This is a genomic window from Thaumasiovibrio subtropicus, from assembly GCF_019703835.1.
Classification (GTDB): Bacteria; Pseudomonadota; Gammaproteobacteria; order Enterobacterales; family Vibrionaceae; genus Thaumasiovibrio; species Thaumasiovibrio subtropicus.
Genome location: NZ_AP023055.1, coordinates 192,733 through 219,571, shown reverse-complemented (window position 1 = coordinate 219,571; position 26,839 = coordinate 192,733). Strand labels below are relative to the sequence as shown.

Genomic DNA, 26,839 nt, shown 5'->3' with positions numbered 1-26,839 from the left:
GCGACCCTTTACTTTGACGATGACAACCGTTTCACTCAGTACAGAAGCGAATGTACCCTGTCACATCATTAACGATACAGACCGGTAGATTTGTCTTCTAAACAGCGGTCTAGGTTGTAATACAGGTTGCTACCTTTGCGGCCTTTAAAGTGTGCATTGAAGACAAAACCCGACTCTAGCAGTGGCAGGAAATCATCACACGCCGCGTGGAATGCCGCATCACGCATGTATTCCCTCTCCCACTCGTACCCCGCTGGCGCATACTCTGTCCAGACAACAAAACCATCATCGGTAATGTATAAGTTGTCGCTAATAATCTCTGCCAACTCGACGCGTACCATCTCCACTTGCTGAGGAGAAACGGTAGGTGTATAAGGGCTTTTTGCCGTCGTGGCACAACCCACTAATCCAGCTAACACCGCCATCACTGATAATAATTTGATTTTCATTGTTATATTCCTTTCTTTCTACTCCCACAGGGAGGGGTAAGCCGAAGCGTAACGAAACGAATTAACAATAGACATCCTCATCCAGCACATCCCAGCATCTAAGACAGTAAGGCTCACTTACTTAGACTCATAACCCTTGTTAAAAGAAATTGAAATAAATACCAAATAAGAATACCAATATTCAAACACGGGTGGCTAGCGTTATTACAAACACCATACAGCTGCTCAGAATTCAATGCTGAACGAAAGTCACAAACAGATTGAAATTAATTTCTTTCTCAAAACTGCTTTAAGAATAACTTTTGTCAGGATCCGGTAATTTTTATTTCATTTTATCATCAACCGAGACACACCTTGTTACACCCCTGAAACACCTCGCCTAATAAAAAGTCAGTAGAAACAAACCAAAAGAATAAATCACAAACCACTAAATACTTTAAAATCAATAATTTAAACGACTTATGGGTATGTTACGCTTTGATAAAGAAAGAGTTAACCATGCCTTAATCAGCACAAAATTAACGCAAACCCTGTCATCTATTTGATAATGTGAGCTTTATCCAAGTAATACAGCTTTTAAGCACTTCTCGAAAGAGTACTATATTTAACGTTACTGATTTATTTATTATTTCGCATATAAACCAAGCATAATCCATTAAGAATGCAGCATATTGACCCACGTTCAATTTATTCATATCTCTTTCTGAACCTAGTCAGTAATGCGACTGTGAGCATCATTAACGCTCTTTTCTTCATGTAGACAACGGATTTTATGTACTTCCCCCTCAAATAATACGAATAAGGAATATAGACCACGTATGAACACTATTCATCGTATTGGTAGTGCGGCCATGATTTTAGGATTAAGTCTGTCGCCTGTTGCCATTGCCGTTGCAAACCAGCTTGTTATCGATATCAACGCCCCTTCTTCCCCAAGTGATTGGTGGAACAACTACAGTATTGCGCTTGCTAACAGTACTTCCGAACCTGTTGAACTGCGTGACGCCATTATTGAGTTCACTTTAGACCACGAGGTATCAAGCTTACAGTGGAGTAGCACTGGGGGGGTAAGCTACCCACAAATGCACATTACGCATTCCCCACAAAATGGTGAAACCTTACACCGCGTTGTTTTGTCCTTCGATGAAGGCGACTGGGTGCGCACCGAACTGACTGCCGGACAATCATTTACCTTGGGATTCGGCCTCAGTGGCAAAATTGATGATCTCACTGCGTTCCAAAACAGCATCCGTTTTACAACTGATGGTGACGGAGGCACGCCTGTACCACCGCCTGAAACCGAAGTAATCATCACCTCGCCTGCGAATGGCGAGCAAAGAGAGCTCGGCGAGATCACGCCGATCGTCGCAGATATTGAGGCACAGACTGGCGAAACCATCACCTTTAGCATCAATGACAATGTCATCAACACGCAAACTGCACTGGATGGCCTCCATACCTATCGCCATGCTTGGACGCCAGACGCCTTGGGGCAGCATACGGTCACCGTATCAGTGCTCAATGAAGCCGGTGACTCCCTCGCTAGCGAAGCGATCAGTTTATTGATCATCGAGGAAGAAGAGCACCCCACCGCCCCGACCGTCTCATTCGCCACGCCAAGTCACAATCAAGAATTTGATATCGCGCAACGCATTGCGATATCCGTCAATGCCGCGGATGCGGATGATGATTTACGCAGTGTGAAGGTCTTTGCCGACAACCAAACCATCTGTGAGTTTGATGCAGAGCAAACCCAAGACTTTCGTTGCGAATACCAGCCGACTACCACGGGCAGCAAAACACTCAAAGCAGAAGCGACCGATGCCACTCACTTAACCGCGACATCACAAATCACCATCAAGGTGACCGAAGATACGGGAGTGGAGCCACCACCGATTGATCCGCCGCCACCGGGGCTTTCCTGTGATATCAAGCAAATTTACCGTGAAGATGGTCGCGAATGTATGGCCGACGACAAACCTCGCCGCATTATCGGTTACTTCACCTCGTGGCGAGATGGCGCAAACGACTTTCCTACGTACTTGGTATCGGATATTCCTTGGGAAAAAATCACCCATATCAACTATGCATTTGCTGGTGTCGATACCGATACCTTAGACCTACTCCTCAGCGAAAGCGCTACCGATATGGAGTGGCCCGAAATTGAAGGTGCCGAGATGGATCCCGAGTTTGACTACACGGGTCACTTTAACCTACTCAACAAATACAAGAAGCAGTATCCAGATGTAAAAACCATCATTGCGTTGGGTGGCTGGGCTGAATCCGGCGGCTTCTTCACTGGTACCACCAACGCTGACTGTAGTGTCAATATGGAAGGCATCCGCACGCTTGCTGGCAACGCCATTGAGGCAATGCGCAAATATGGCTTTGATGGTATCGACTACGACTACGAATACCCAACATCGATGACCAATGCCGGCAACCCGGTTGATTGGCCTCACGCAGACAAGTGTCGTGATGCCCTCTTCCCGAACTATGTCGAGTTGATGCGTGTTACCCGTGACATGCTCACTGAAGCAGAAAAAGAAGATGGTCGTCGCTATCTCTTCACCATCGCTTCCCCATCATCGGGTTATCTATTGCGTGGCATGGAGAACTTCCAAGTTACTGACTACCTCGATTTCATCAACATCATGACCTACGACTTCCACGGCACATGGAACCACTACGTTGCCCACAACGCAGCCTTGTTTGATAACAAAGAAGATCCAGAGTTAAAGGCCGCTGGCATCTACGATCAAGCGCAATGGGGCGGTGTTGGTTACCTCAATGCGGCTTGGGGTGCAGCTTACTTCCGTGGCGCTGTTGATCCATCAAAAATCAATGTCGGTGTCCCTTACTACACTCGAGGTTGGCAAAACGTCTCCGGTGGCGAACATGGCCTGAACGGCACCGCACCATTACCGAATCAGACTCAATGTCCAGAAGGCACAGGGATGAATGATCCTTGTGGTGATGGCGCGCGTGGTATCGATAACCTGTGGCACGATCTTGATGATAACAACCAAGAAATCGCTTCTGGCGTCGTCCCGATGTGGCATGCCAAAAACCTTGAGCATGCGGCATCACTTGGTTTAGCTGGCAGCATGCCTAGCTATGGCGAAGCATGGGGTCTCGACAAAGACAACCCTGATCACCTCATCACGGGCACCTATGAGCGCCACTTCGACGACAAAGCCCGTGTACCTTGGCTATGGAATGCGGAAAAACAGGTCTTCTTATCAACCGAAGATGAAGAGTCTATTCAGCACAAGTTGGATTTCATCAAAGATGGTGGATTTGGTGGTGTGATGATTTGGGAGCTAGCCGGAGACTACGCCTTTAATGCAGAGACAGGCGAATACTACATGGGCGACACACTCACATCATTAATGTATGAAGAGTTACGTACTGCTGACGACATGGATATCGATCATAACGATCTCCCGTTGCCTGTCGGTCACATCGATGTTGATGTCAGCGTCAGCGATTTCCCTATCGGAGACAACAACTATCCAATTAACCCCACCCTGCGCGTGGTGAACAACTCATCGCAAAGCCTACCAACGGGGACCAAGATGCAGTTCCAAATCGCTTCGTCAACTTCTGACACCATCAGCGATTGGAATGGTGCTGGGACAACCGTGGTGAAAAGTGCAGGACATGACAACTTCCACGGTGACAAGCCAAACAGTAATATCGAATACCAACATACCGTTGAAGTCACTCTCAACCCCTACGCAGACATTGCGCCGGGCGGCGAAGTTGACCTCAGCATGGTGTTCTACATCCCTGCCACCATTGGTACGGAAGGTGTACGTCTACTGAGTGCCGATGCCGACGGCAATGTCGTCACTGTCGGCTTGAAAAAACACTTTGCTGACCTGCCAGAACATGAATTTGGTAACAACAGTAACCCGGGAGGCCCAGGTGAGCCGGGTGGCGAATGCGACTTTGATATCAGTGCATTACCCGTCTACGACGGAGCTAACACCCAGTGGCCTCAAACCGACTGGCAAGGCAACCCAAGCCATGCGCTAAAACCGGATCTTCTTCGCCACAATGGGTTTGTCTATCAAGCGCAATGGTGGACTAACTCGGAGCCGGGCAGCGATAGTTCTTGGGAAATGTACTGCGAAATCAAATAGCCCTATCTCTTCACGACAAGGCCGACAACATGCTGTCGGCCTCCAAAACAACAACACATCTCTACAACATTCACATTGAGAGGACATATGCGCTCACTCACCCCAACAGGAAAAATCAATAAAATTACTGGCGCCCTGTTCGCCGCGGGTTTACTGATATCACCCATGGCAGCCCTTGCCTTAAACGTTGATATCGATGTGAACCCTCAAACCGAAGGGCAATACTGGAGCACTTATCAAATCGCTATCCAGAATGCCGATGATCAAGCAATTGATATGCGTGATGCGACGGTCACTTTTGTGCTCGACCACCACGTCAGCGACATCAACTGGTCATCAGCAACCTTGTCATACCCAAATTGGCGCATCGAGCACAGCACCACCAATGACGGTATTCTCCATACCATCACCTTCCTGTTTCCAGACGGAGACTGGGCAAACACCCTATTGCAAACTGCGGATCATTTCACACTGTCGATTAGCATGAGTGGGATGATTAATGATCTCGACGCCTTTAGTCAAAGCATCGCATTCAACGGTGAAGGAGGCACCCTGCCACCACAAGGTGACATCACACTCACCTCGCCGCAATCCGGCGCGCGTCTTGCCGTTAATGAAGAGACAACCATAGTCGCAGATGCTCATGGTGAGGATGCCTATCGCGTTGAGTTTTGGGCAGCAAATGAGAAGCTCGGCGATCAAATCATCGATGTTGACACTGAAAACTATCACCAACCATGGACACCGAGTGCACTAGGCGCAAGTCAAGTCGAAGTCATCCTGTTCAGTGAAGAGGGCAAACGGATCAAAGCCGCCTCGGCAAACGTCGACATCTACAATGACAACCCAGATTTTCAACCACCAGCGATCAACTTCATCACCCCAGCAGAAGGTGATGAGTTTAAGCAAACTGATAGCGTAAGAATTGAAATCAACGCGACGGATGCGGATGATGATTTAGCCCACGTCGCGGTTTCGGCGAACAATCAAACCATCTGTGAGTTTGATGCCAGTGAAGTGACAAATTTCGAATGTGATTGGCAACCCGATGTCATTGGCAGTGTCGAGCTCATTGCCACAGCGACCGACGAGCAAGCGCTCACCAGTACTGCAAACGTGAATATTCGAGTGACGCAAAGCTCGGGAGGCCAATGTGGTGACATCCCTCAGTATGAAGATGGTATGCACTATCAAGTTGGCGACCGTGTATCAAACATCGGCCATCTCTTTAGCTGCACCGTTGCGGGTTGGTGCGGCAATCCCGTGTGGACCCCCGGTACGGGTCATCCTAACTATCCGGACGCCTGGAAAGATGCTTGGCATGAAGAAGGCGAGTGTGACCTCACCCCAGTGCCAGAGATAGATCTCGTCGCACCTGGACAGGGTGAGCGATTCCGCCTCAACGAGCAGATCCCCGTCATTGTCGCCGCCGAGGATAGCGAAGGCACAGTGACTCGGGTAGAGGTTTTGCTCAATGGCCAACACATCGCCAATGCGGATACACCGACCAGCGGCAATCAATACCACTTCACACTACCGCCACAACAAGAAGGCATGTATGAACTCAGTGCGGTTGCACACAATGATCTAGGTGGCGAGAACCAAACCCAAGCCATTAGCATCGCGGTGACCGACATTGACCTTGTCGTTAGTCTCACCTCACCCGCGGATGGTTCTTCATACTATCAGGGCCGTGCTATTCGCATGGCCGCTGAAGCCAACACCTTTGATGGTGTCATCACAGGTGTTGAATTTATTGCCAATGGTGAGCGCCTCACCGAAGTCACGCAACCGCCTTACGAGTATCAATGGAATGGCGCGCAGTTAGGTGAGCACACCATTACCGCGATTGCGCACAACTCCGAAGGCGATAGCCAAACTTCCGTGCCCGCAAGCATTGAAGTGAAAGAACCGCAAGACGATCATGACTTACGCGATAACCCCGATCGTACTATCACGTACCTCACCTCTTGGGGACTACGTGACATTGAACAACTTCTGGACTCGCAAGGTGACGCCTATTTCCTCTCCTTCGGCAAATGGGACGCATCAGGGAATATTGCCGTCTCAGACGATATGATCACTCCGAAATATGATCCTTCGTGGATGGCGCCACAGTATCTCGCATGGACGCATCTCAAACACGCCCATCCTCGCAAAGCCATGATGATTGCGATGGGCGGCGCAACCTACGACAGTATGTGGAACCACATGGGTACCCCAGCGCAACGCGAAGCGATTGTTGATGGTCTCGTCGATCTCTTGAATACGCCCTACCCGGTCTACAAAAAGAATCTGTCACCGGATGAACTTGTCGGCGAATGTCAGGCGTTCGATTGGCAGGGCAATTGTGACTTTAGCGCTTACCAGCTAGCGGGATACGCCACAATTGATGGGGTAGATTTTGACTTCGAGCGCACGACACGCATCACAGAAGAGGACAACCGAAATCTCGAAGCCTTGGTAACACTACTCCGTGAGCGCATTGGTGAAAGTAAACTGCTCTCTCTTACCACCTACCATGTGGGTGCGGACCCCGTCGAGTGTGCAAATCCAGCCGTATTTGACGACTGTTCATTCATTGAACCTGACCGCTCTGCACACCATGGTGAAGTAATTTCGCTGCTAGAAAACACCCGTGATACTTTCGACTTCTTCAATGTCATGGCCTATGACGCAGGTGAAAACTTCCGCTATGAGGTCGCAATGGCGAACTATGCCAAGTATGTTGGTGACAAGGAAAAGGTGGTCTTAGGCAATACCATTAACAGCCAATGGGGACCGAATGGCCGATTTGTCGAAACCCGAGAGAACAACATCAAGCGCACCCAATGGCAAAAGCAAAATGGTTACGGTGGCTTCTTTATCTGGACGCTCGGTTCAAACACCGAAGGCTTAACGATGAAAGAGCAAGTGGCGTACTTCAATGAACTAGACGATAACAACTAAACCGAGCGAACTTGTCGTTTTCGACATGGTTATCGCCTTCAGCCCGGCCATTGCGCCGGGCTTTTTTACATCAGCGTCAAAGCAAGCCTCACAATTGTTACTGTGTCCACATCATAATTACACAATGAAATGCGCTGAAATGATGGGACATAAAAAGTACAGTCATACCAAATAAGCATTACAACACGCTGACCTCACCGCAACAAAGCCCTCAGAAAACCCACCAAGCCAACACAAGTTTTTCATTGTAAAAACACAATAAAAGCATAGTGTTAAGTATAATTCCCACACGCCAAACCAACCCTGAATGCAAAAATGAAAGCGGTAGTTATCTCACTAGAAAGCAAGATTGAGCGATACAAATGGACGCGTTCGCAACTCAAACAAATCCCTTCACTCGCCATCGAAAAGCTCTCTGCGGTGGATGCGCGCGCTGACAACCCACATGCGTTAATGGGGAGATACAATGAACAACGTTTCTTCAATCTCAATGGTCGAACCGCAGCGCCGGGAGAAATTGGTTGCTATGCGAGCCACTATCTTGCTTGGCAACGCTGCGTGGAGCTCAACGAACCCATTGTTGTTTTTGAAGATGACATTCAAATCGATGCACAGCTTTTCAATCACACCATTGAAGCAGCTAAGGCGCACATTGCAGAATGCGGTTATATTCGACTAGAAAACTACTCAAAAAAGCGCGAGCACAACTACACTGTTGCGTCACTGGGTCATCATCAACGTCTTATCCGGCATATTAAGACTCCTTTGTGTATGACTGCCTATGCCATCACACCCAGCGTCGCGAAAGCCTTTATCAAAAAGAGCAACGAGTTCCTTTATCCCGTTGATGTATTCATGCGAAACATATGGATTCATAAAAAGCCGACTTACGGCATCACACCCGCTGGACTCACAGGCGGAAAGTTTGATTCAGCCATTGGCACTCGTAATTTCAAGCACGAAAAAACCGTCAAGACAAAAGCGTTTAAACTGCTCAGCAAATCACGTGATGTGGCATTTAATGGACTTTACAATTTCACATACGCAGTAACGGTAAAAAAGTCTCGCCCAACCTTCCAACGACATCGGTAAAACAGCCAGCCTCGACCGATCGGCATACTCAAACCACCTCAAGGTGCTTGTTCAACGAGAATTTCGAGGTGGCTCGCGCGAAACGTCACTACTTATGAATGGGGATGCGTATATTATATTGGAGGCCGCTATTCGATTTAGCCTGAATACTCCCTTCGAGTCCCCATATCACTGTCATATAAATAATGGTTGCACTAAACCCAATGTGTTTTTCAATTCTCTTGGTCGTAAAGAAGGGTTCGAAGAGTTTCTTTAGATCATTGAACTCCATTCCAATGCCATTATCTCTATAGACTATCGCGATCTCTCTACCTACTTTTTCTAACGTTATATCAATCTTACGCTCTTCTTTATTGTCATCTTCAAACGCATGATCGAGAGAGTTATCAATTAACTTATCGAATAGTTTGACAAGGAGCTTCTTCTTTGCAGGAATAACCAAACCTTCACATTGTAAATTTAACACGACCTTTTTCTGGTCGAGGAAGTGCGTCTTCGCCTCTGCAAGTTCTTGTACCAATTGACCAAGATTCGTCTCCTCGACATCCGCCACATCATGGACCGGCAGTGTCTTGAAGGCAGTAATAAGTTGATCCAACTTATGCAGGTTCTTTGTCACCAACTGAGAGACATTTTCATCTTGATCAATCCAATCACTAATATCATCACGCGTTAGCGTGCTCGCTTCATGTTTCTCACGCATTTTCTTTGCTTGTGATTGCAAGCAGCTATTTGCCGTCACACAAACACCAATAGGCGTATTCATTTCATGTGCAACACCCATGGTGATTTGAATCATCGTCGAAAATAGCTGGGCGCGATATTTCTCATTTTGCGCTTGTAGTATGGATAGCACGCTTTTTACACGAATAAGCACTTCTCTTGCCCGAAAAGGCTTGGTGATGTAATCATACCCCCCTGCAGCAAACGCTTCCTCAATTGATTCCGTATCCGAACTTGCACTGATGAAAATCACCGGAACATCACACAATTCGGGGTCTTGCTTTAGCTTTTTGCACGTCTCAATGCCACTAATGCCGGGCATGTTAATATCCATCAAGATCAAGTCTGGTAGCGAGCTAGCAATGCTTTTTAAGGCCATGTCTCCATTGATAGCGACTCTGATGTGATAGCCTTCGCCACTCAGAATGGACTCAAGCAGCTTGAGGTTAGCCGGTGTATCGTCAACTATCATAATCTCGTTCATTTCAACTCCCTTAAGCGCACGATAACGTGCCAAGCATGTTTCAACTCACTAAGTCATCACTCAATTTCAACTTCACTAATAGTTTTTCTAGTTCGAAGTCATCCAACATGTCTGTGATCCATTGTGACTCATTCGAGAGCTCATCAGGTAAAGTGTGGCACAACTCAACCGCCTGTTTGGTATCGCCGATCTCAATAAGTGCAATCAGTTCGATAAGGATCTCTTCAGGAATGGATTGGAAATTTAACGCCTGAACGTCAATGCCATCACCTTGTGACAAGTGATCAGGTTTTATCTCAACGATTGAATGTTCTAAATACTGTGTTAATGACTGGACAAGGGTTTGTTTTGCCAACGGTTTAGTCAAAATCTCATTACACACTTTGAGCAATTTCTTCTGTTCTTCCACTAATGCAGACGCTGTGACCATGACAAGCGGCATACAATCTGTACCCAGTTCATCTCTTAGCTTAGCGCACAATTCATGACCATCAATGACGGGCATTTTCAGGTCAGTCAGGATCAAATCGGGATTGAACTCATGTACTTTTTCAAGCGCGTCTTGACCATTCTCCGCTTCCAGAATGTCAAAATCCCAGTCGGATAAATAACTTGAGATGAGGTTTCGGTTGTAAGCGATGTCATCGACAACCAGTATTTTGGCGAACTCGAAATACACTTGCTCAGATGTTGCTGTGTGACTCTCGGTGATGGTTTCAATGGCGTCAGCATGACACTTTTCTACATCCGGTATTGCAATGCTGAAACGCGCCCCCTTATTCTCACCTTCGCTGAACACATTGATCGTTCCCCCCATCAGGTGAACAATTTCAAGGGTGATCGCTAATCCTAGACCTGTCCCACCATATTCTGAACTTTTTTGACCTGCCATTTGCTCAAAGGCTTGGAAAATTCTTTCTTGTTGCGATTTGGGGATCCCCTTTCCGGTATCGGTAATATCGATGTAGATATCAACCCGAGCATCAGAGCTAGAGTTCGCGGTTCTCACAGCCACCGTCACGCTACCATCTCGGGTAAACTTCACCGCATTACTGCACAGGTTGATCAATACCTGCTTCATCTTCAGCGTATCTAACAAAACACCATCTTCAAGATCATCACTGATCTGCACATCAAAAAGAATGTCACGTTCACTTGCCTGCTGGTAAAAGAAGCTGTGCAGTTCGTTGACAAGCTGCCTAAGTGATGTAGGACGGTATTCCAACTCCATTTTCCCGGATTCAATCTTGGCAAGATCGAGGACAGAATTAATCAACGCGAGCAAAGTATTACCCGCACTGCTTATCGCCATTAGATAGCTCATGCTTTTACTATCTTGCATCTGCGCTTTGAGCATTTCTGAAAAACCCAACACCGCATTCAACGGCGTTCTCAACTCATGAGACATATTGGACAGAAACTGACTTTTGGCCTGATTTGCCCGCTCCGCTTCATCTTTTGATATTTCAGCTTTCTTGCGGGCTTCCTCAGACTGAATTTGCGCGATTGACAACTCTTCCGTACGTTCTTTAACCCGTTTTTCAAGATCTTGGTTTAATCGCTGGATATCATCTAACATCATCACCCTGAGAACCGCGGTGCTTCCCATTCTAAACAGGGTCGAGATAAACTCGTTACCAATCGAATCATAGTCAAAGCTTTCTGGCTTACCCCTCACATCGAAAACAGCGATGACATTTCCGTCATGAAGCATTGGCATACAACAACGCGCTTCTGTACGACGTTTATCCACCGCCACCTGCTGACTTTCAATGCTCTCGACAAGCAAGGGATCAGCGGGTGCAAGCTCACCGTTCTCTCTGTAAACCTGCTTATCGTTCTCGTCCCGGATAAACACATCGCAAGTTTCTAAATCTAAATACTCAAGAAGCACCCGCTTAACAATCGTGACGATGGAGAGTGTGGACTGTTGACGATTGTTCGATGCGATAATTTCAGAAAGTGCTTCTCCCGTCGTATTCAACGTATCTAAATCTGAGATTTTTTTTCGAATTGAGTCTCGCATGATAACAAAGCTATCTGCCAAGCTACCTATCTCATCCTTACGTCCAATATCAATATCAAATGATAGATTGCCTTTAGCCAACTCATCAGACGACATTTTCAACTTCTGCAATGGATTAATCACCACCATCATAAGAATCATGTAAATGGCGAAGTAGAGTACGGTAAACAGCAATATACTTTCGACAATAGTACTGATGACTAAATCGGTAAGTTTGTCTCTCAGAAATTTCTTTGTTGTATAAACTTTTGCATATCCCATTAACTCGTTGTCATCTGCATTATTCGAGCCTATCGGATTAAAGTATATTTCCACCTCTTTATAATAGAGTTCATCATCGCCATCGATGAGGTCCTTGTTGATATTTCTTAACTGCCAATCATCATTGCGACTTCTGCCATGGGTAACATATGATCCAGATGCATCTTTGATGAGAATGGTGTGCAGCTCTTCATCATTCATCTCAGAAACGATAATCTGATAAACCTGATCGCTGTAGATATTATAAAGTAGCTTTCCCAAGCCTAGAGATAATCGAGACAAAGCCGCATCCATTTTAGCTTCAACTTGTTTCTCTAGTTCCTTTTCAGACTCCGAGTAATTTAAGACACCAAGTATTGAACTCACGATAATAAACACAACAAGTAAGGTAAGACCAAACTTACTACTAATACTATGATATACACTCGCTTCTTTTATCATCGTTATTGCACGCATCTTTTTCAGCATAATGTCGTTCAAAAATCACTAATATCAAGCAACGTATATATATTGTCCTGCCTGTCTAGCGTTGATATCGCTTCAACTACCCCTTGATTTAACACATCAACCGAAGCCCAAATCCCGCCTTCAAAATCCGGGTGCTTTTCTAGAAAAGCGACGACTGACGCCTGTGCATCCGCAGCCGAGCTCGCTGAAATGCTGACATGGTTTCGTCCCTTCAGATCAAGGTTGCCATAGGTTTTAAGCACCGCATCCATAATTCTTGTTCTTCTTCGCGACGCATCGTTTTCATCTGTTGTGACAACCAATAAGTCGGTTTTACTGTCTTTGGTCATCTTATCGAATAGCAGCGGCGTAATGAGTGCTGACAATGTGTAGTCATTCAGCGTTAAGTCATCATTGGTTGTTGCCCCCCAGTTTCCATCCAGTGACGGCCAAACTGACGAGTCCGCATATTGTTGAGAAAACTCACCAGTTTCACTCCACGGGAACTGACCCACTTGAGGCAAATTCTCTTGAGTAACCAAAATGGTGGGCACATACATATTGTAGGGAACCACCTCTCCACAGTAGCGCTTTTCAGAATCCTGATCTTTGTTAAAGATATCGTTCATGCAGTCTGCGACTTGTCTTCCCATCATCTCAAAGTTCTGAGATTCAGTGGCGAGAAAAGGCGGCTTCTGCCTGATCATATCAAAGGTCCATTTGTTGCCATCGATCCCCGTGGTGTAAATCGTGTCTCCTTTTCGCGCATTCAAAATCGCTTGTGTCGCGCCCGCCGCAGGTTCATCCCACGCAGCCCAGACTGCACCATCAAAATCAGGATGGCTGCGTAAATACTCAGACACAAAGTTTCTAGAATCCTGCACCTGACCCGGAATACTGGTGTGATGCATTTTCACCAATGTGATTTCAGGGTACTCAGCCAAGATGGCTTCCATGATATCTGTCCGCTTTCTAATGCCATGGTGATCGAGCCATGTCACGGCAAGTAACTCGTTTTTGTTATCACGGCGCATTTTGTCAAACAGAAACTTGGTGATTCTTGCTGATAGAAAATAATTATTCGATGTAATATTGGTCACTACATCTTGATGGAAACCGGCATCGCCATTGATAACGGGAATTCCCGCCTCTTTTGCTTTAAGCAGGGCAGACTCGATTAATGTCGGGTCTAACATGTCGTTAAAAATCGCGTCGACTTCTAGCTCAACAAAGTTTTCAAAGAAAGCATCGGCCTTACTATAATCACCAAAAATTTCCGCTTTGATAACATTCCAGCCATATTCTTCGGCGCGCAGTGAAAAAGAGTCCCCAAACCTCAGCATGGTGTTCGATTGAAAATCAACCGTAATCACCGCTACCGTCTTCTGTTTTTCATCTGCTAATAAATTTAGCGGCAATAAAACAAATACAGTGAAGACAAACGTGAGTAGTCTAACTCTAGCATTCCGCATTTTTCACCTAGCTCCGTCTTTTACCCAAATACACCTTATTCAAAAACGACACATCCTTACCAAAGAAGAATGCGCTAAATTAGTAATGTTTCCCCCGACTTACTCGCCACCTCTGCATCCAAGTAGATATGGAAAAACACACATATAAAAGGTAGTTTACGTTGGTATGAAACGCCACTTAGCACCACCAACACATGATCTAAAAGGCATCATGAATACCTAATAAGTATCTATAGATTCAAAAAGCCAAACTTGAGAGAAGAGCCCGATAAAACACAACAACTCAGATTCACAAACGCACCCAGCCCAACCGCACCGAGACCATCAATCGCACCACTCCTCATTTGATACTCCGCTGTGCGCCATTTGATATTTTTCTGAGCAACTCATCATTAACATGGCACCCCTATCGTCACTTTGCCGACAAGGAGTAGCTAAATGACCTTGCCCCGTATCCGTTCCGCGTTCAGCCTAATAAGCGGCGCCATGTTCTTCACTCCGCTAGCTCATGCTGAGCAGCCGAGTTCCGAGACGTATATTGTCACGGCCCGCCATTGGCAAGAGCCTACTTTGATGATTCCCGCCAGCATCGACACCGTTAACGTCGAAGACCGCAAAGCGAGCCCAGAAACACTTGAGCAACAAGTGAGCAATGTGCGGGTCGAGCACTCTTCAGTACAAACACAAGTTGCTATTCGAGGCAGCACTGGCTACAACACCAGCTTGCAACAACCCGTCGGATATTACCTTGATGATATCGCGCTTCCCCTTGGTGGTACGCAGCTTCCTCCCTTGTTCAACTTCGAGTCGATAACAGTGATCAAAGGTCCCCAAGGGGATCTCTACGGACGCCACTCTCAAGCCGGGGTCATTAAGTTAACGAGCCAAAGCCCCGACTGGCAACCCCGTGCAACGGCCCAGCTTTCATCAGGTATTACTCAGGGTGCAAAGGACGATCAGCCCTCACATGTATTGGCAGTGCGCGGCAGTAATACGCTAATGGATGACGTGCTCGCAGGGTCGATCGCTATTCGAGCCGAGCACACGTCGGGGCCGCAATACAACCTATTTGATGACAACAAACAAAGTGGGAAGCAAGAAAACGTCGCTGCCAATATCAGTTTCGATGGGATTATAGGCTCGAATACACAATGGCAATGGCGCAGCCATAGTAGCCGTCTGGAGATGGGAAAAGCACAAATGCGCTACTTAACCGGTTTGGCAGCAACACCACGCTTTACCACGAATTACAATAGCAACAGTGTCGAACACCGAGATACCGACATTCACTCATTGCGTATTGACCACGATTGGCAAGGGCTTACCTTGACATCGATCTCAGGCGGAACCGTGTTTAGACGCGACTTTACCACTGATTTAGATCTCACACCGGCACCGATGCCACCAACGGTAATGACGTTGAAAGACAACATGTTATCGCAAGAACTGCGCCTGACCAACGCGCCTTCCAGTGAGACATTTCGCTGGCTCGTTGGCGCCTATCTCTTCCAGCAAGATAGCGATATCGATTTTACCATTGGCGGCAGTCAAATGATGCCGCGCACTCAACGTATCACTGCAATAGCGCAATCTGGCATTGCAGCGTTCGGGCAAGTCGAGTGGCAACTTCAGCCTGATTGGGCACTCACATTAGGCTTACGCGCTGAGCGAATCAACAAACAAGGCCACCAGCGCTTTTACAGCATCGCCGCCAACCAGTACCAGGCAGATCTTGATCATACGATTTGGCTACCGAAGACAAGCTTGCGCTATCAATTCTCGCCGACAAGCCAAGTTTATCTCTCAGCGGCACAAGGGTATTTACCCGCGGGCTTTAACTACGCATCAGCACAAAACTTGGCTTCTTTTACTTATGATGAAGAGACAAGCACCAACATTGAACTCGGTTATAAAGCCTTGCTACTCAAAGATAGACTGCAATTTTCCGGCGCTATCTTCCACATTACGACCCAAGATAAGCAGATTACAGATCTACAACCGGGGTTTGTTCAGACCATCTCAAACGCCGCAAAGACCACCAGTTACGGCGCGGAGCTCTCGGCCGATTATCGATGGTACAATGCCATCAGCAGCTTCGCACGTCTCGGCGCTATGACAGCCGAAGCAGACCAGTACATTGTTCATACCTTTAACGGCTCCGGCTTTGTTTCCCAAGATTTAGCAGGCAATGACCTCCCCTTGGCACCGGCATTGACGTACGCTGTGGGGATTGAATATCGTCCACAGCAAGGTTGGTTCGCTCGTCTGGTTGGCTCAGGCAGTAGTAAATACTACTTCGATTCAGCAAATACCTTATCGCATCCAAGCTACTTCACTCTTGATGCTGAACTTGGCTATCAGTTCAGCCATGCTTCACTTGCCTTGAATATTGACAATGCTTTTGATGAATTGCGCTATAGCCGCTCTGTCAGCACCCCACAAGGTGTCGTCGTCGAAGATAGCCACGAACGTTACTTTGGTCTCACCGTCAAAATGGATTGGTAAAGATGCGACAAACTCGACCACTACTTCTTGCATTGATTGCCAACGGCGCAGGCCATGCCTATTTCGCTATCAGCTTGCCCGCCCTTGGCAGAGCCCAAATGATGGCTGATTTACATGTTGGCCTGATAATGAGTTTATCCGCCCTACTATTAATCATAACTGGGCCTATTTGGGGTTGGGCTTGCGATAGGTTCGGTCGAAAGCAGATCCTTGCCATTGGCTTGATTTCAAGCGCTGTTACCACCTTTTTATTGGCCCTATTAATCAAAAACGCTGCACTCTTACCCGGTCTATTCGCCAACATGCTGTTGGGTATTCGAGTATTACAAGCTGCCCTGAGCGCCGGACTCAAACCGGCAACTCAAGCCACAGTCAGTGACATCACAGCGCCGAACAATCGAATGCAAGCCATGGGGGTAATGGGGGCAACGTTCGGTGCGGGCACCCTATTGGGTGGACTGTTAGCGATAATGAGCGGGCAAAACGGGCTTGTCGAAGGCTTTATTGCTCTGAGTGTATTAATGACGCTCTCCTCACTGTGGGTTTGCTTTAAGCTACCCGAAACACACAACGCAACGACAAAGGTGACCGCATCGACCTTCACGCTCACTGCGCCGATGATTTACCTTGTTTCAACGGTGATTTGCTTGACCATCTATAGCGCTTTACAACCCATTACCGGTTGGCGACTACAAGATGCATTCGCGCTTAATGGCGATCAAACCATCAAAACGACTGGCGGCATTATGATGAGTAGCATGCTTGCCATGATCGTCGCTCAAATCGGATTAAGTTGTCTCAAACACGCCAGTTTAACGGCCCAGCATCGCGTCAGAATGATGGGTAGCGTGTTCGCGGCAGTGGCGCTTCTACTCTGTGCTTTGAGTTCCAGTCCAATGGTGCTAGCACTTGGGATGGGTTTACTGGGCATGGGATTCGGGCTTTTCTTGCCTGCCAACTTGGCGTTGATGACAAGCCGAGTTGCTGATCACCAACAAGGTAAACTGGCAGGTTTAAATGGTTTAAGCCAAGGAGTTGGGCTGACACTTGGCCCAGCATTAGGATCCTTGATTTATCAATACCACCCACAGTTGCCCTTCTACGTGGCCGCTGCAGCAATGGTGTTTTTGGTGCTGCTTGCCATTCAAACACCCAAATTCAAACCACCTCAAGAGGCTTGATCAGCCAGAATGTCTAGGCTGGTCAACAAGACACTGTTTTGAAGATCGAGTGGGCAGGGACACAGTGCCTTAGCGTTACTCATGAAAATCACACAGTTTATGAGCCACTACTTATCAAAGTACTTAGCCATCTTCTGAAGGGTACGCAAGGTGATATCCAACTCTTCTCGTGTCAACGCTGCTGCGGCTTCTGTCGCCCATGTCCCTTGTATGCTATCAAGCAAGTCATATATGCGTTTGCCTTCGGACGTGAGTGTAATGTGCTTTGCTCGCTTATGGCTGGGATTATCGATAAATGCGACTAAGCCATCTTTTGCCATCACATCAACAATTCTTTGGCTGGCTTGCCGGCTTTGACCCATGGCTCGGCCAATCTCGGGGACCGTAAGCCGCACATCCGACTTTTCGATTGCACCCATAATTTTCCAGCGTGCACTGCTTAAGCCGAACTCCTCACTCATCCGGTCGCCTTCTGTGTTGAGTTGGCCACTGACTTTAAATATTCCCAGCACGATCTTTGTGAACATTTCACCATCTGAATCCATACAACCCTCCTGAGTTTGACAACATATTGTCAAACGATCTATATTGACAACATGTTGTCATAATACTGATTAGGTAAGCAATTTGAAACAGATAATCCATCGATCCGCGGCAATAACAGCAACCTTATGTGTCGCTACCTTTTTTAGCAGTACCTTGTTGGTAGAACTGTTTGGTTCAATTGAAGCGATGCGGAAAGTGAAGGCCCTGATCGTTTTTCCGGGGCTGTTTATCTTAGTTACTGCGATTGCCCTAACGGGAGCAACAGGGTTTTCATTGGCAAAACAGCGCTCTGGGCGAGTCATCAATCGTAAGAAAAAACGCATGCCCTTCATTGCCATAAATGGTGTTTTTGTCCTGATTCCTGCGGCGATCTTTCTTAATCAATGGGCGATTGAAGGGCGTTTAGATACGCAATTCTACTTGCTTCAAGCCGCTGAGGTGATCGCTGGTGCCGTTAATCTGGTCCTCATCACAATGAGCATCACTGACGGAAAAAAGTTTACGCAAAAGAGAAAGTAAGAGGCAGCGTGAAGAATGTGCTGAATAATGACTACAGTATCATCGCGTAGCAACCCCAGTTGGCTTGACATACTTCTTCTCATGCCTAAATCTCTCGGTATGTCGCCACCCTTACTCATCCACTACCATTAGGAACTATTCTACATGCGCAAATCCGATAAGAAGGTCGAGAACCTGATTAGGAATGTATTGACCGACGTTTGTGAAGATACGCTAAAAGGTTACGACGGCTTTCTTTGGGTCACTCACACGGTTAACTTCTCATCCTTTCCACAAAGCCTAAAAATTATCTGTGTATTTGAAACACAAGAAGATAGAGCAAGCTTTATAGCGAAAGAAGGCCAGCAGCATGTCGCCTCTACCATCCAAAAAGCCTTCAATAAGGTTGGGGTACAACTCAAGAACGTCAGTAAGCAAATCAGTTACGAAATACAATAAAAGCTCAGGTGCCGCGAAAAGGCGATGGGCCGGTTTAGAGTAGTGCAGAGTGCTCAAGAGTGAATCAAAGTATGACGTGCTAAGCCCTACTCAGTGACTCTCTATTCAGATTACATTTTCAAATTATTGTGCGCTCTTCCATTCGAATTAAAACTAACTCATCGCTGGCTGCTTTCAGCTTTCCATTTTTAAAATAATTTGCGTAGCCTTCAGCCTCATTAGTCGCGAATGAGGCTCCACGATGAACTATGTCAATGAATCCATAAGAGATCTTATCAGCAGTCAATACCCCAACGTCGCTGGACTGATTGCGACCCGGCGAGGCAAGGTAGCACTTGAATATTTCGCCCCCGGCATTTCAAGCCAAACCCCAATACATCTCTCCTCAGTCACAAAAAGTATCTTCTCGATGCTAATTGGGGTTGCGCTTAAACAAGGAGAGATACAAAGCATTGAACAGCGAGTTTTGGAGTTCTTCCCTGACTACGCATTAAAACGCGGCGAAAAAACACTCCCTCACCTTCGGATTAAGGAGCTACTAAGTATGACCGCCCCTTACAAGTTTAAGAGTGAGCCGTATACACGTATCTACTCGAGCCACGATTGGACAATGGCGTCGCTGGATCTTCTCGGGGGAAAAGGCGAAGTTGGGCAGTTTAAGTACACGACTCCCGCGTTGCATGTCTTATCTGGGCTGCTGAGCAAGGCGACTGGACAATGTGTGGCCGACTACGCAAATAAGGCGTTGTTTGCGCCGCTTGGCATTGCGCACGTGAAAAGCATTACCTTGAATGGTCGACAGCAGCACCTCGATTTTACTCGCTCTGCCCGTGATCGCGGCTGGGTTGCCGATCCTCGCGGCGACAACACGCCAGGCTGGGGGCTGGTGTTAAGTACATCTGACCTCATTAGGTTGGCGCACCTTTACCTTGCTAACGGGATTTGGGAAGGCCAACGCCTACTGCCAAGCACATGGATACACCAGAGTACTTCAGAGCAGAGCCGCTGGGGCGAGCGTCGATACGGCTATCTGTGGTGGCTAATGCCTGATATCAATAACGGCTATTGTGCTCTAGGTGATGGCGGGAACGCCCTGTTGATATCGCCAAATGATGAGGTAGTGGTCGCAATCACATCGTACTTCGTACCGCGCCCCAAAGACAGGGTCACGCTGTTCACTGAGCACCTATTGCCGTTACTCGTCTCTGAGTTCTAACCGTTTGGTAAGTAAACACTGACTATCAACGGGGATAAGGCAAGCGTTACATTCAGTCACAACCAACATCCTAAACGCCAGCACCGGATAGACGTCACCACTAAATAGTCAGCGCATTTTCACCAAACAAAAAAACGCCACCCAAAGCTGAGTGGCGTGAACAAAATTGGTTCCAATGGTTTATCGAATTTAAATGCTTATTTCCATGGCTTAGCAAATCGAACAAAGCATTCTAGGTGCTTCTTTACGCTAAGTAACCTCTTTGTTGCCAAAGGCATCTTCCTGCCTTTGGTACATCAATTCTATTGGAGCAACTTAACTAGCAAGTCGACCGACACACACATTCACATCACTGGCGGTGCCGCATTGGCGGGTCTCTTCAAGGCTTAGCGCTCCTGCAAATACCCCGTCTGACACGTCACCATTTTGAAGGCGCTGTGCGTGTACTCGCTGATGAAAATCACCTGAGGTCGCGAACGTGCGTACTTCTTCTGCGCTGTAAAGGCTCACTGCGTCAGCACTGTGGACGTTTTCACCTTGCAATGCACGGTGGTTTTGCACCTGAGCATGGAAGTTATCTGAACCCGCGAACATCTGCGTCTCTTCAAGTGTATAGCTTGCTTGTGCGCCTGCTGCGAAGAGACCCAAAGCCATAACTGTAGTAGCGATTACTTTTTTCATATTCAATTCTCCGACTAAACCGTTTTTGAGAGTGCGAGTTTTTCTCGCTTATTGAGATGATGGCTCGCGGCGTTTTGCCTTGGCCTCATCTCTCTTTGATGGGTTTAGAATACCAGCCCGAACTGAACATAAATTGAACAAATGTGACGATAGTCACTCATTACCACAATGAGTGCATATGAGGTCATATGGGGAGAGTGTCGTTGTTAATGTCACCGCTACCGTTCTTACTGCATCGCCTCACCTTCCATCTTGATTTAACTGGGATAGCATTGTCGACAGTATTATCCAACGTCTTCTGATGCGTCGATGGTCACCCGTTCAATCATAACTGTCTCTGCTGGCACATCATCATGCCCCATCCGTGATAACGTATGTACCTCAGCAATCTTATTGACAACCTCCATCCCTAAAGTCACTTTGCCAAACACAGCATAGCCCCAACCGTTGTTGGTTTTCGCTGTGTGATCGAGGAAGTCATTGTCATCAAGATTAATAAAAAACTGCGCAGTTGCAGAGTGTGGAGCATCCGTTCGAGCCATTGCGATGGTACCGGTGATATTCTTTAGGCCGCGATTTGCCTCATTGGTGATAGGCGCACGCGTTTCCTTTTCGTCCATCAATTCTGTCAGGCCACCACCTTGGATCATGAAGCCTTTAATCACGCGGTGGAAAATAGTGCCGTTATAGAAACCATCTTCACAGTATTTTCTGAAGTTACGTGAAGATACAGGTGCTTTGTCTTTGTTGAGTTCGATTTGGATGTCACCAAAATTGGTGTGAAGGGTAATCATTGTCTATTGCAATCTCAAATGAGTGATGCGCGCAATTATAGGGAGTAGTCACGACAAATAACAAGTTTCTGCCCCAAAGCCTTACGGATACCCACTTCTCATTTTCAGTTATCGCAGAGTTCTGCAAACTCAAACTACATTCCCTCAAAAGCATAATCGCCAAGATCAAAAAAAGACGCTCGCGCGTCTTTTTTGTGTTGAATGCTGTTCGTACTGTTAACTAGCAAGTCGACCTAAACACACGTTCACATCACTGGCGGTGCCGCATTGACGGGTCTCTTCAAGGCTTAGCGCCCCTGCAAATACCCCGTCTGGCACCTCACCATTTTGAAGGCGTTGTGCGTGTACTCGCTGATGAAAATCACCTGAGGTCGCGAACGTGCGTACTTCTTCTGCGCTGTAAAGGCTCACTGCGTCAGTACTAGTAACGTTTTCACCTTGCAATGCACGGTGGTTTTGCACCTGTGCGTGGAAGTTATCTGAGCCCGCGAACATTTGCGTCTCTTCAAGTGTATAGCTTGCTTGTGCGCCAGCTGCGAAAAGACCCAAAGCCATAACTGTAGTAGCGATTACTTTTTTCATATTCAATTCTCCGACTAAACCGTTTTTGATAGTGCGAGTTTTTCTCGCTTATTGAGATAATGGCTCGCGGCGTTTTGCCTTGGCCTCATCTCTCTTTGATGGGTTTAGAATACCAATCCGAGCTGAACATAAATTGAACGAATGTGACGATCGTCACGCATACATGAATGTAATAGTCACTAGCGACAAACTCGTTAAAAGAAGTTCTTCATTTGCGCACGACGCGTGTTAGATATTCTAAGCCATCGATGGTTTGGCGCACTGCGTTGAAGCAATGAGAGAACAACGCAACTTCTCTAGCACGAATAGAACTGGGTGGGCTGTCGAATGTAGCTAGATGATTTATGCCCCTTTTTCATTTAGAGTTGTTGCTCATAACAATTCTAATCCTGCTCGTTTGACCAAATTTATCTAATACCCTTAATATGCGCATATCTATATGCCATTAGTGGCATCCAATCAACCTTTTGACCTATCTTCGCTATTACTGCTAAAAAGATAAGTCGTGAGAGATAGGTAGGGTGAAGTGAGTATGTGGCACTATAAAGAGTAGTAATTTAAGTACGGTAAACTCGAAGTGAACTTTGGGGTCATACCAATTTAACTTATAACAATGCCTGCAAACCCAAAGGTAGCAAGATGATACAAGATTTCAATACATTGTCCTCAGACTTTAGGCTTTATGATTTGTTTGGAGATGCTAGCAACTCTAGTGTTTCCCAAATTTGGGTTTTAGAGATCGAACGCGAAAATGCTAGCGAGCTTCGGTTTCTTTACGGCAGAACATTGCCCGGAACCTTCCAGTCAAATGAATGGAACGGCAAGAATACCAAGAGAACACCATTGTATGAAAAATGTTCTGTCAGAATTCATACGTTGACATTGCATACATCAGCCGAAAAGCTCAAGGTATTCCTCCAAAGCTTCATCGACGGCTTCTCTCTTCATGAGGCGAGTCAACATGCAGCTCTCACACTAAGCGATAAGCTGAACGCCAAGATCGGTTCAGTCATCTTCGGCACCAACCCTTGCGTGCGCCCAGTAATGCATCTGCCAACACGAGATGACTTTCCTTTGCAAACCAAACGCCTAAGCCCTACCAGCTATGCGAGCGTCGACAGCTGTGCTGTTTTTCCAGAAGAAAAAACCAGCATTTTCACTGTCCCCGAAGGAAAAGATCGTCAGATTGCTGAGACAGTTTGCAATGCACTGGATGCTGACACTGGGATGGCTTTCGCAACGATAGATGCTTGGCGCTTGGGTGATTTAGAATTTATCTGCGCCCCAGGCCTGACCAATTCTGAACGCCGCAAATTTGAGATCATACTAAAAGGCAAACACTCCTCTCTTAAACTCTTCGAGTCGCTCACACAAGAACCAGCCGACCTAATGGTTATATTGAATGCATATAGCAATGATAGCGTGCAAGCTTCATACGTTTCTCGCCTTGATAAGAGTATGTCTTATCCGCTAGAGCACAAATTCATCATCGAAGACTTCAAGAACCAAGTGACCACAGCATTCACTCTAGAGATCTATGCATTAGGTAAAGCTGGCGAGGAATCATACCTGCTTTTAAAGACAGGGAAATACTTCGCCCGTGGTGTCAATCTGAACATGCAGATGGTTGAGCCGATTAGCTCAACTGATCGTATGGGTTGGCTAGAGAAGCAAGTGCCAGCCCGAGAGAAGGCAAAACTTGACGCTACTGGACGTGTTGCGCGGGCGGTTCGGAATTCGCATTCGGTCATTGGTGGACACTTCAATGATCCATGGGTTAGTCAAAGTTGTCTGATTGAAAGTAATGTGAATAATTTACTTCCGAAGGCATCGACCGGACGTTTCTTTCTAACACTCTCTAGTAGTGGTGGTACAAGTCGTTTGCACTTGGTCGATTGGCTACGCCGTATATTCGAGCGACATCATGATGCTCAAATAGCTTGGTTCGATCCGTTCATGGAAGATGTCGGAATAAATCTTCTAAATAGGCTCGGCACTGAAAAGGGAGACTACCTCATAATCACCACCGAGAAGCAGGTAAATAAGGACAGCGAGCTGTCGCCTAAACAGCCAACTCGCATCCAACGATTGCTTGCGAGTTGTGATGGATGGGGCAATGGTTACTTCGGCAATGTTCAGCTAAAGGTGCTGGCTGTGCCTGATAGCAAGATACATGATCGAATGATCTTGATTCGATCAGCCGATGGTAAACCACTCGCAGGCTACCACTTATCCAACTCGATACAGCGAGCCAATGACAACTTCCCATTGCTCGCAACTCCAATCCCACTTGATATATTGCCCAGCGTATTCGAGTTCGCTGATGGAATAATCCAGAGCACTTTGCATGGGAGTAGGAAGCAATCCCCTACCGCAAAGCTCATTTTCGACTCGAATACTTATAGCCCTGAAAATAAAACATGTGGAGTAGGACTAAACCATCAATCCTCCTTTATTGACGCCTGTCGGTCAGGTGAAGTTTTTGCGTGGTGGCTGAACGACCAGGAGTTAGCAGGGCTCTCTGGCTCTGCTCTGCTCGATATGATGCATTCTAAGAAGTACATGAAAGATGGAGAGCTTGCTCCAGAGCGCTTCGAAGAGCTTCCGTCGAAATTCTGGAATGAAGGTTTTCCACTCCAAGATTTTCACTCTGCTTGGGATGCACTTGGTTATGTTCTGGCTTACTCACATGCAGGTAGTTTATCCATAGAAGATAACTCCCCTTTATCTGGTGAGCTGAAACAGAAGCTTCTGGAACATTTGAACCCGTTAAGAGTCGATGCTCTACCGGCAAAAATCAAAAAGAGTTATCTCGATATAGAACATTACCGAGCGAAGAGCCTCCGCGAGCTTCTCCTGTCTAACGAAGAACCAAGTAGAGTGCTCCGCGGCTCGGGTTTTGAAACTGCATGGAGTGACTATTACGCCCTCAATATCCTATGGTCAAGAGCTCCTCAAGACCTCATCGACTGGTTGAGTGTTGCATGTTCTAACACTGTTGGAGAACATCACCGAAAACGTGCTCTGGTTGAGCAAGCACTCTATATTATTTATTTGGGATTAGAATTTGATAAAAATTCCGAAAAGATCGAAGCGCTTCTTAAAAGCGATGCGAGCGTAGCAACTTGGTTAGGGCTTCATGCCTTAAAGAATGCAATCAACTACGGTAATTTCAGTACCGATGCACTATCTAAACTCAGCCTTGTCAAGTCAACCTGTGAACAGAAAGCTGTCTTATGTTGGCTTATCAACGAGGCAAATAACGATAATTCTGATGCCAAATCACAATTGATCATCAAACTCCTTCAGTTGTTTGAAACCCCATTGACTGACAAACAACTACAAGACACCCTTCAACCTCTACGTGACAGACTGGGTAAACTTCATCACTCCACGCCGTGGATTCTAGAATCTTTGCTGATACCTATGATCGAAATGAAGGTGATTGATATAGCACAAGTGTCAAGGACATGGCTGGGAGAACTGAAAGCCCAGTGGCTATCGATACTTGATGGTGGTGACAACCTGTATTTCAAAATTGAAGGTGATGGTGCATTCACCGATGAGCTAGCCATTTTGGTGGCACATATTAACACAACAGACCAAGCACATGTCATCAGTGAACTCTGGAAAATATTCAACTCGCTTGCTCGAACAATCAGGAAACCATTGAGCGCTCAGATCAGTTGGTCATCCTACATCAACGCGTACAATGTTAACCTTTGGCTCTATGCTCTATCTTGTCGAATTTCATTTTTCGTTGATTGCGATGAAAGCCAGCAATTAAAGGGGCTTTTAGAGCAAAGCGAATCGTTGATCGAACGCCTATCGGATTCTGATAGGGAAAACTTTACGAATCAAGACCTGTTGAAATACTTCAGGCGCGAACCTGATCAGATCAAGTGCAATAACATCTTAAATACCGTTGATACTGCAATCAACTCCTGTCAGTGATTCTCGAAGAGACTGTGTTCTCAGCGCAGTCTCTTATGTTACTTACTTATCTAAGTGGATAAGAAATGCTGGCCAGTTAAGTGTGAGTTTTCGATACGAAAAGTAATCTGTAATTTACTAATTTAGCAAAACCTATAAAACGTTCATGTCCAAAAACAATCTACAACTAGCCCCCATAGCCCATAGCCCATAGCCCATAGCCCATAGCCAGTCAGCGCATTTTCACCAAACAAAAAAACGCCACCCAAAATTGGGTGGCGTAAACAAAATCGGTTCCAATGGTTTATCGAATTTAAATTCTTATTTCCATGGCTTAGCAAATCGAACAAAGCATTCTGGGTGCTTCTTTACGCTAAGTAACCTCTTTGTTGC

General features: G+C 46.5%; 17 protein-coding genes. 9 read left to right on the top strand and 8 right to left on the bottom strand.

Annotation, left to right across the window (positions count from 1 at the left end):
* Positions 1-68 precede the first annotated feature (68 nt).
* A complete protein-coding gene (locus tag TSUB_RS17260) occupies positions 69-449 on the bottom strand; it encodes a hypothetical protein (protein ID WP_087022700.1) in 381 nt (126 codons plus the stop codon).
* Positions 450-1,267: 818 nt separating this feature from the next.
* On the opposite strand from TSUB_RS17260, the gene TSUB_RS17255 reads away from it, so the two are divergent.
* From TSUB_RS17255 to TSUB_RS17245, 3 genes are all read left to right on the top strand, one after another.
* Positions 1,268-4,597: a glycosyl hydrolase family 18 protein gene (locus TSUB_RS17255; RefSeq protein ID WP_087023175.1), complete on the top strand. Its 3,330-nt coding sequence runs from the start codon at positions 1,268-1,270 to the stop codon at positions 4,595-4,597.
* 87 nt (positions 4,598-4,684) lie between these two features.
* A complete protein-coding gene (locus TSUB_RS17250; protein ID WP_087023173.1) occupies positions 4,685-7,546 on the top strand; it encodes an Ig-like domain-containing protein in 2,862 nt (953 codons plus the stop codon).
* Between the two features lie 315 nt (positions 7,547-7,861).
* Positions 7,862-8,638: a glycosyltransferase family 25 protein gene (locus tag TSUB_RS17245; protein WP_087023172.1), complete on the top strand. Its 777-nt coding sequence runs from the start codon at positions 7,862-7,864 to the stop codon at positions 8,636-8,638.
* Between the two features lie 88 nt (positions 8,639-8,726).
* Here the strand turns inward: TSUB_RS17245 and TSUB_RS17240 are convergent, their stop codons facing one another.
* The 3 genes from TSUB_RS17240 to TSUB_RS17230 are packed head-to-tail and all read right to left on the bottom strand — an operon-like array spanning position 8,727 to position 14,051.
* Positions 8,727-9,845, bottom strand: a complete 1,119-nt coding sequence (locus TSUB_RS17240; protein WP_087023170.1) for an ATP-binding response regulator — start codon at positions 9,843-9,845, stop codon at positions 8,727-8,729.
* A 40-nt stretch (positions 9,846-9,885) separates the two neighbouring features.
* On the bottom strand, positions 9,886-12,588 hold the full coding sequence (locus tag TSUB_RS17235) for an ATP-binding protein (protein WP_221274625.1): 2,703 nt from the start codon (positions 12,586-12,588) through the stop codon (positions 9,886-9,888).
* A 20-nt stretch (positions 12,589-12,608) separates the two neighbouring features.
* Entirely contained in the window at positions 12,609-14,051 is a 1,443-nt protein-coding gene (locus TSUB_RS17230; protein ID WP_087023166.1) for a sugar ABC transporter substrate-binding protein, read from the bottom strand.
* 438 nt (positions 14,052-14,489) lie between these two features.
* Here TSUB_RS17230 and TSUB_RS17225 point away from each other — a divergent pair, with 438 nt between their 5' ends.
* Both TSUB_RS17225 and TSUB_RS17220 read left to right on the top strand, forming a co-directional pair.
* Positions 14,490-16,556: a TonB-dependent receptor gene (locus TSUB_RS17225; RefSeq protein ID WP_087023164.1), complete on the top strand. Its 2,067-nt coding sequence runs from the start codon at positions 14,490-14,492 to the stop codon at positions 16,554-16,556.
* 2 nt (positions 16,557-16,558) lie between these two features.
* Entirely contained in the window at positions 16,559-17,737 is a 1,179-nt protein-coding gene (locus tag TSUB_RS17220) for an MFS transporter (protein WP_087023162.1), read from the top strand.
* 107 nt (positions 17,738-17,844) lie between these two features.
* On the opposite strand, the gene TSUB_RS17215 is transcribed toward TSUB_RS17220, so the two are convergent.
* Positions 17,845-18,282: a MarR family winged helix-turn-helix transcriptional regulator gene (locus TSUB_RS17215; RefSeq protein ID WP_087023160.1), complete on the bottom strand. Its 438-nt coding sequence runs from the start codon at positions 18,280-18,282 to the stop codon at positions 17,845-17,847.
* Between the two features lie 82 nt (positions 18,283-18,364).
* On the opposite strand from TSUB_RS17215, the gene TSUB_RS17210 reads away from it, so the two are divergent.
* From TSUB_RS17210 to TSUB_RS17200, 3 genes are all read left to right on the top strand, one after another.
* Positions 18,365-18,802 carry a hypothetical protein gene (locus TSUB_RS17210; RefSeq protein WP_087023158.1) on the top strand — a complete coding sequence of 146 codons (438 nt, stop codon included), beginning with the start codon at positions 18,365-18,367 and terminating at the stop codon, positions 18,800-18,802.
* A gap of 144 nt (positions 18,803-18,946) precedes the next feature.
* Entirely contained in the window at positions 18,947-19,240 is a 294-nt protein-coding gene (locus tag TSUB_RS17205; protein ID WP_087023156.1) for a Fis family transcriptional regulator, read from the top strand.
* Positions 19,241-19,481: 241 nt separating this feature from the next.
* Positions 19,482-20,456: a serine hydrolase domain-containing protein gene (locus tag TSUB_RS17200; protein WP_087023154.1), complete on the top strand. Its 975-nt coding sequence runs from the start codon at positions 19,482-19,484 to the stop codon at positions 20,454-20,456.
* Positions 20,457-20,771: 315 nt separating this feature from the next.
* Here TSUB_RS17200 and TSUB_RS17195 read toward each other — a convergent pair whose 3' ends face one another.
* The 3 genes from TSUB_RS17195 to TSUB_RS17185 form a co-directional block, all read right to left on the bottom strand.
* Positions 20,772-21,137 carry a hypothetical protein gene (locus TSUB_RS17195; RefSeq protein WP_087023152.1) on the bottom strand — a complete coding sequence of 122 codons (366 nt, stop codon included), beginning with the start codon at positions 21,135-21,137 and terminating at the stop codon, positions 20,772-20,774.
* A gap of 284 nt (positions 21,138-21,421) precedes the next feature.
* Complete coding sequence (locus TSUB_RS17190) at positions 21,422-21,931, bottom strand: peptidylprolyl isomerase (protein ID WP_087023150.1); 510 nt, start codon at positions 21,929-21,931, stop codon at positions 21,422-21,424.
* A gap of 216 nt (positions 21,932-22,147) precedes the next feature.
* The gene (locus tag TSUB_RS17185; protein ID WP_087023149.1) at positions 22,148-22,513 is read right to left on the bottom strand and encodes a hypothetical protein; all 366 of its coding nucleotides are present in this window, start codon (positions 22,511-22,513) and stop codon (positions 22,148-22,150) included.
* Between the two features lie 639 nt (positions 22,514-23,152).
* Between TSUB_RS17185 and TSUB_RS17180 the strand changes: the two genes are divergently transcribed.
* Positions 23,153-26,467, top strand: coding sequence for a VPA1262 family protein (locus TSUB_RS17180; RefSeq protein ID WP_087023147.1), 3,315 nt, complete (start codon positions 23,153-23,155; stop codon positions 26,465-26,467).
* Positions 26,468-26,839 lie beyond the last annotated feature (372 nt).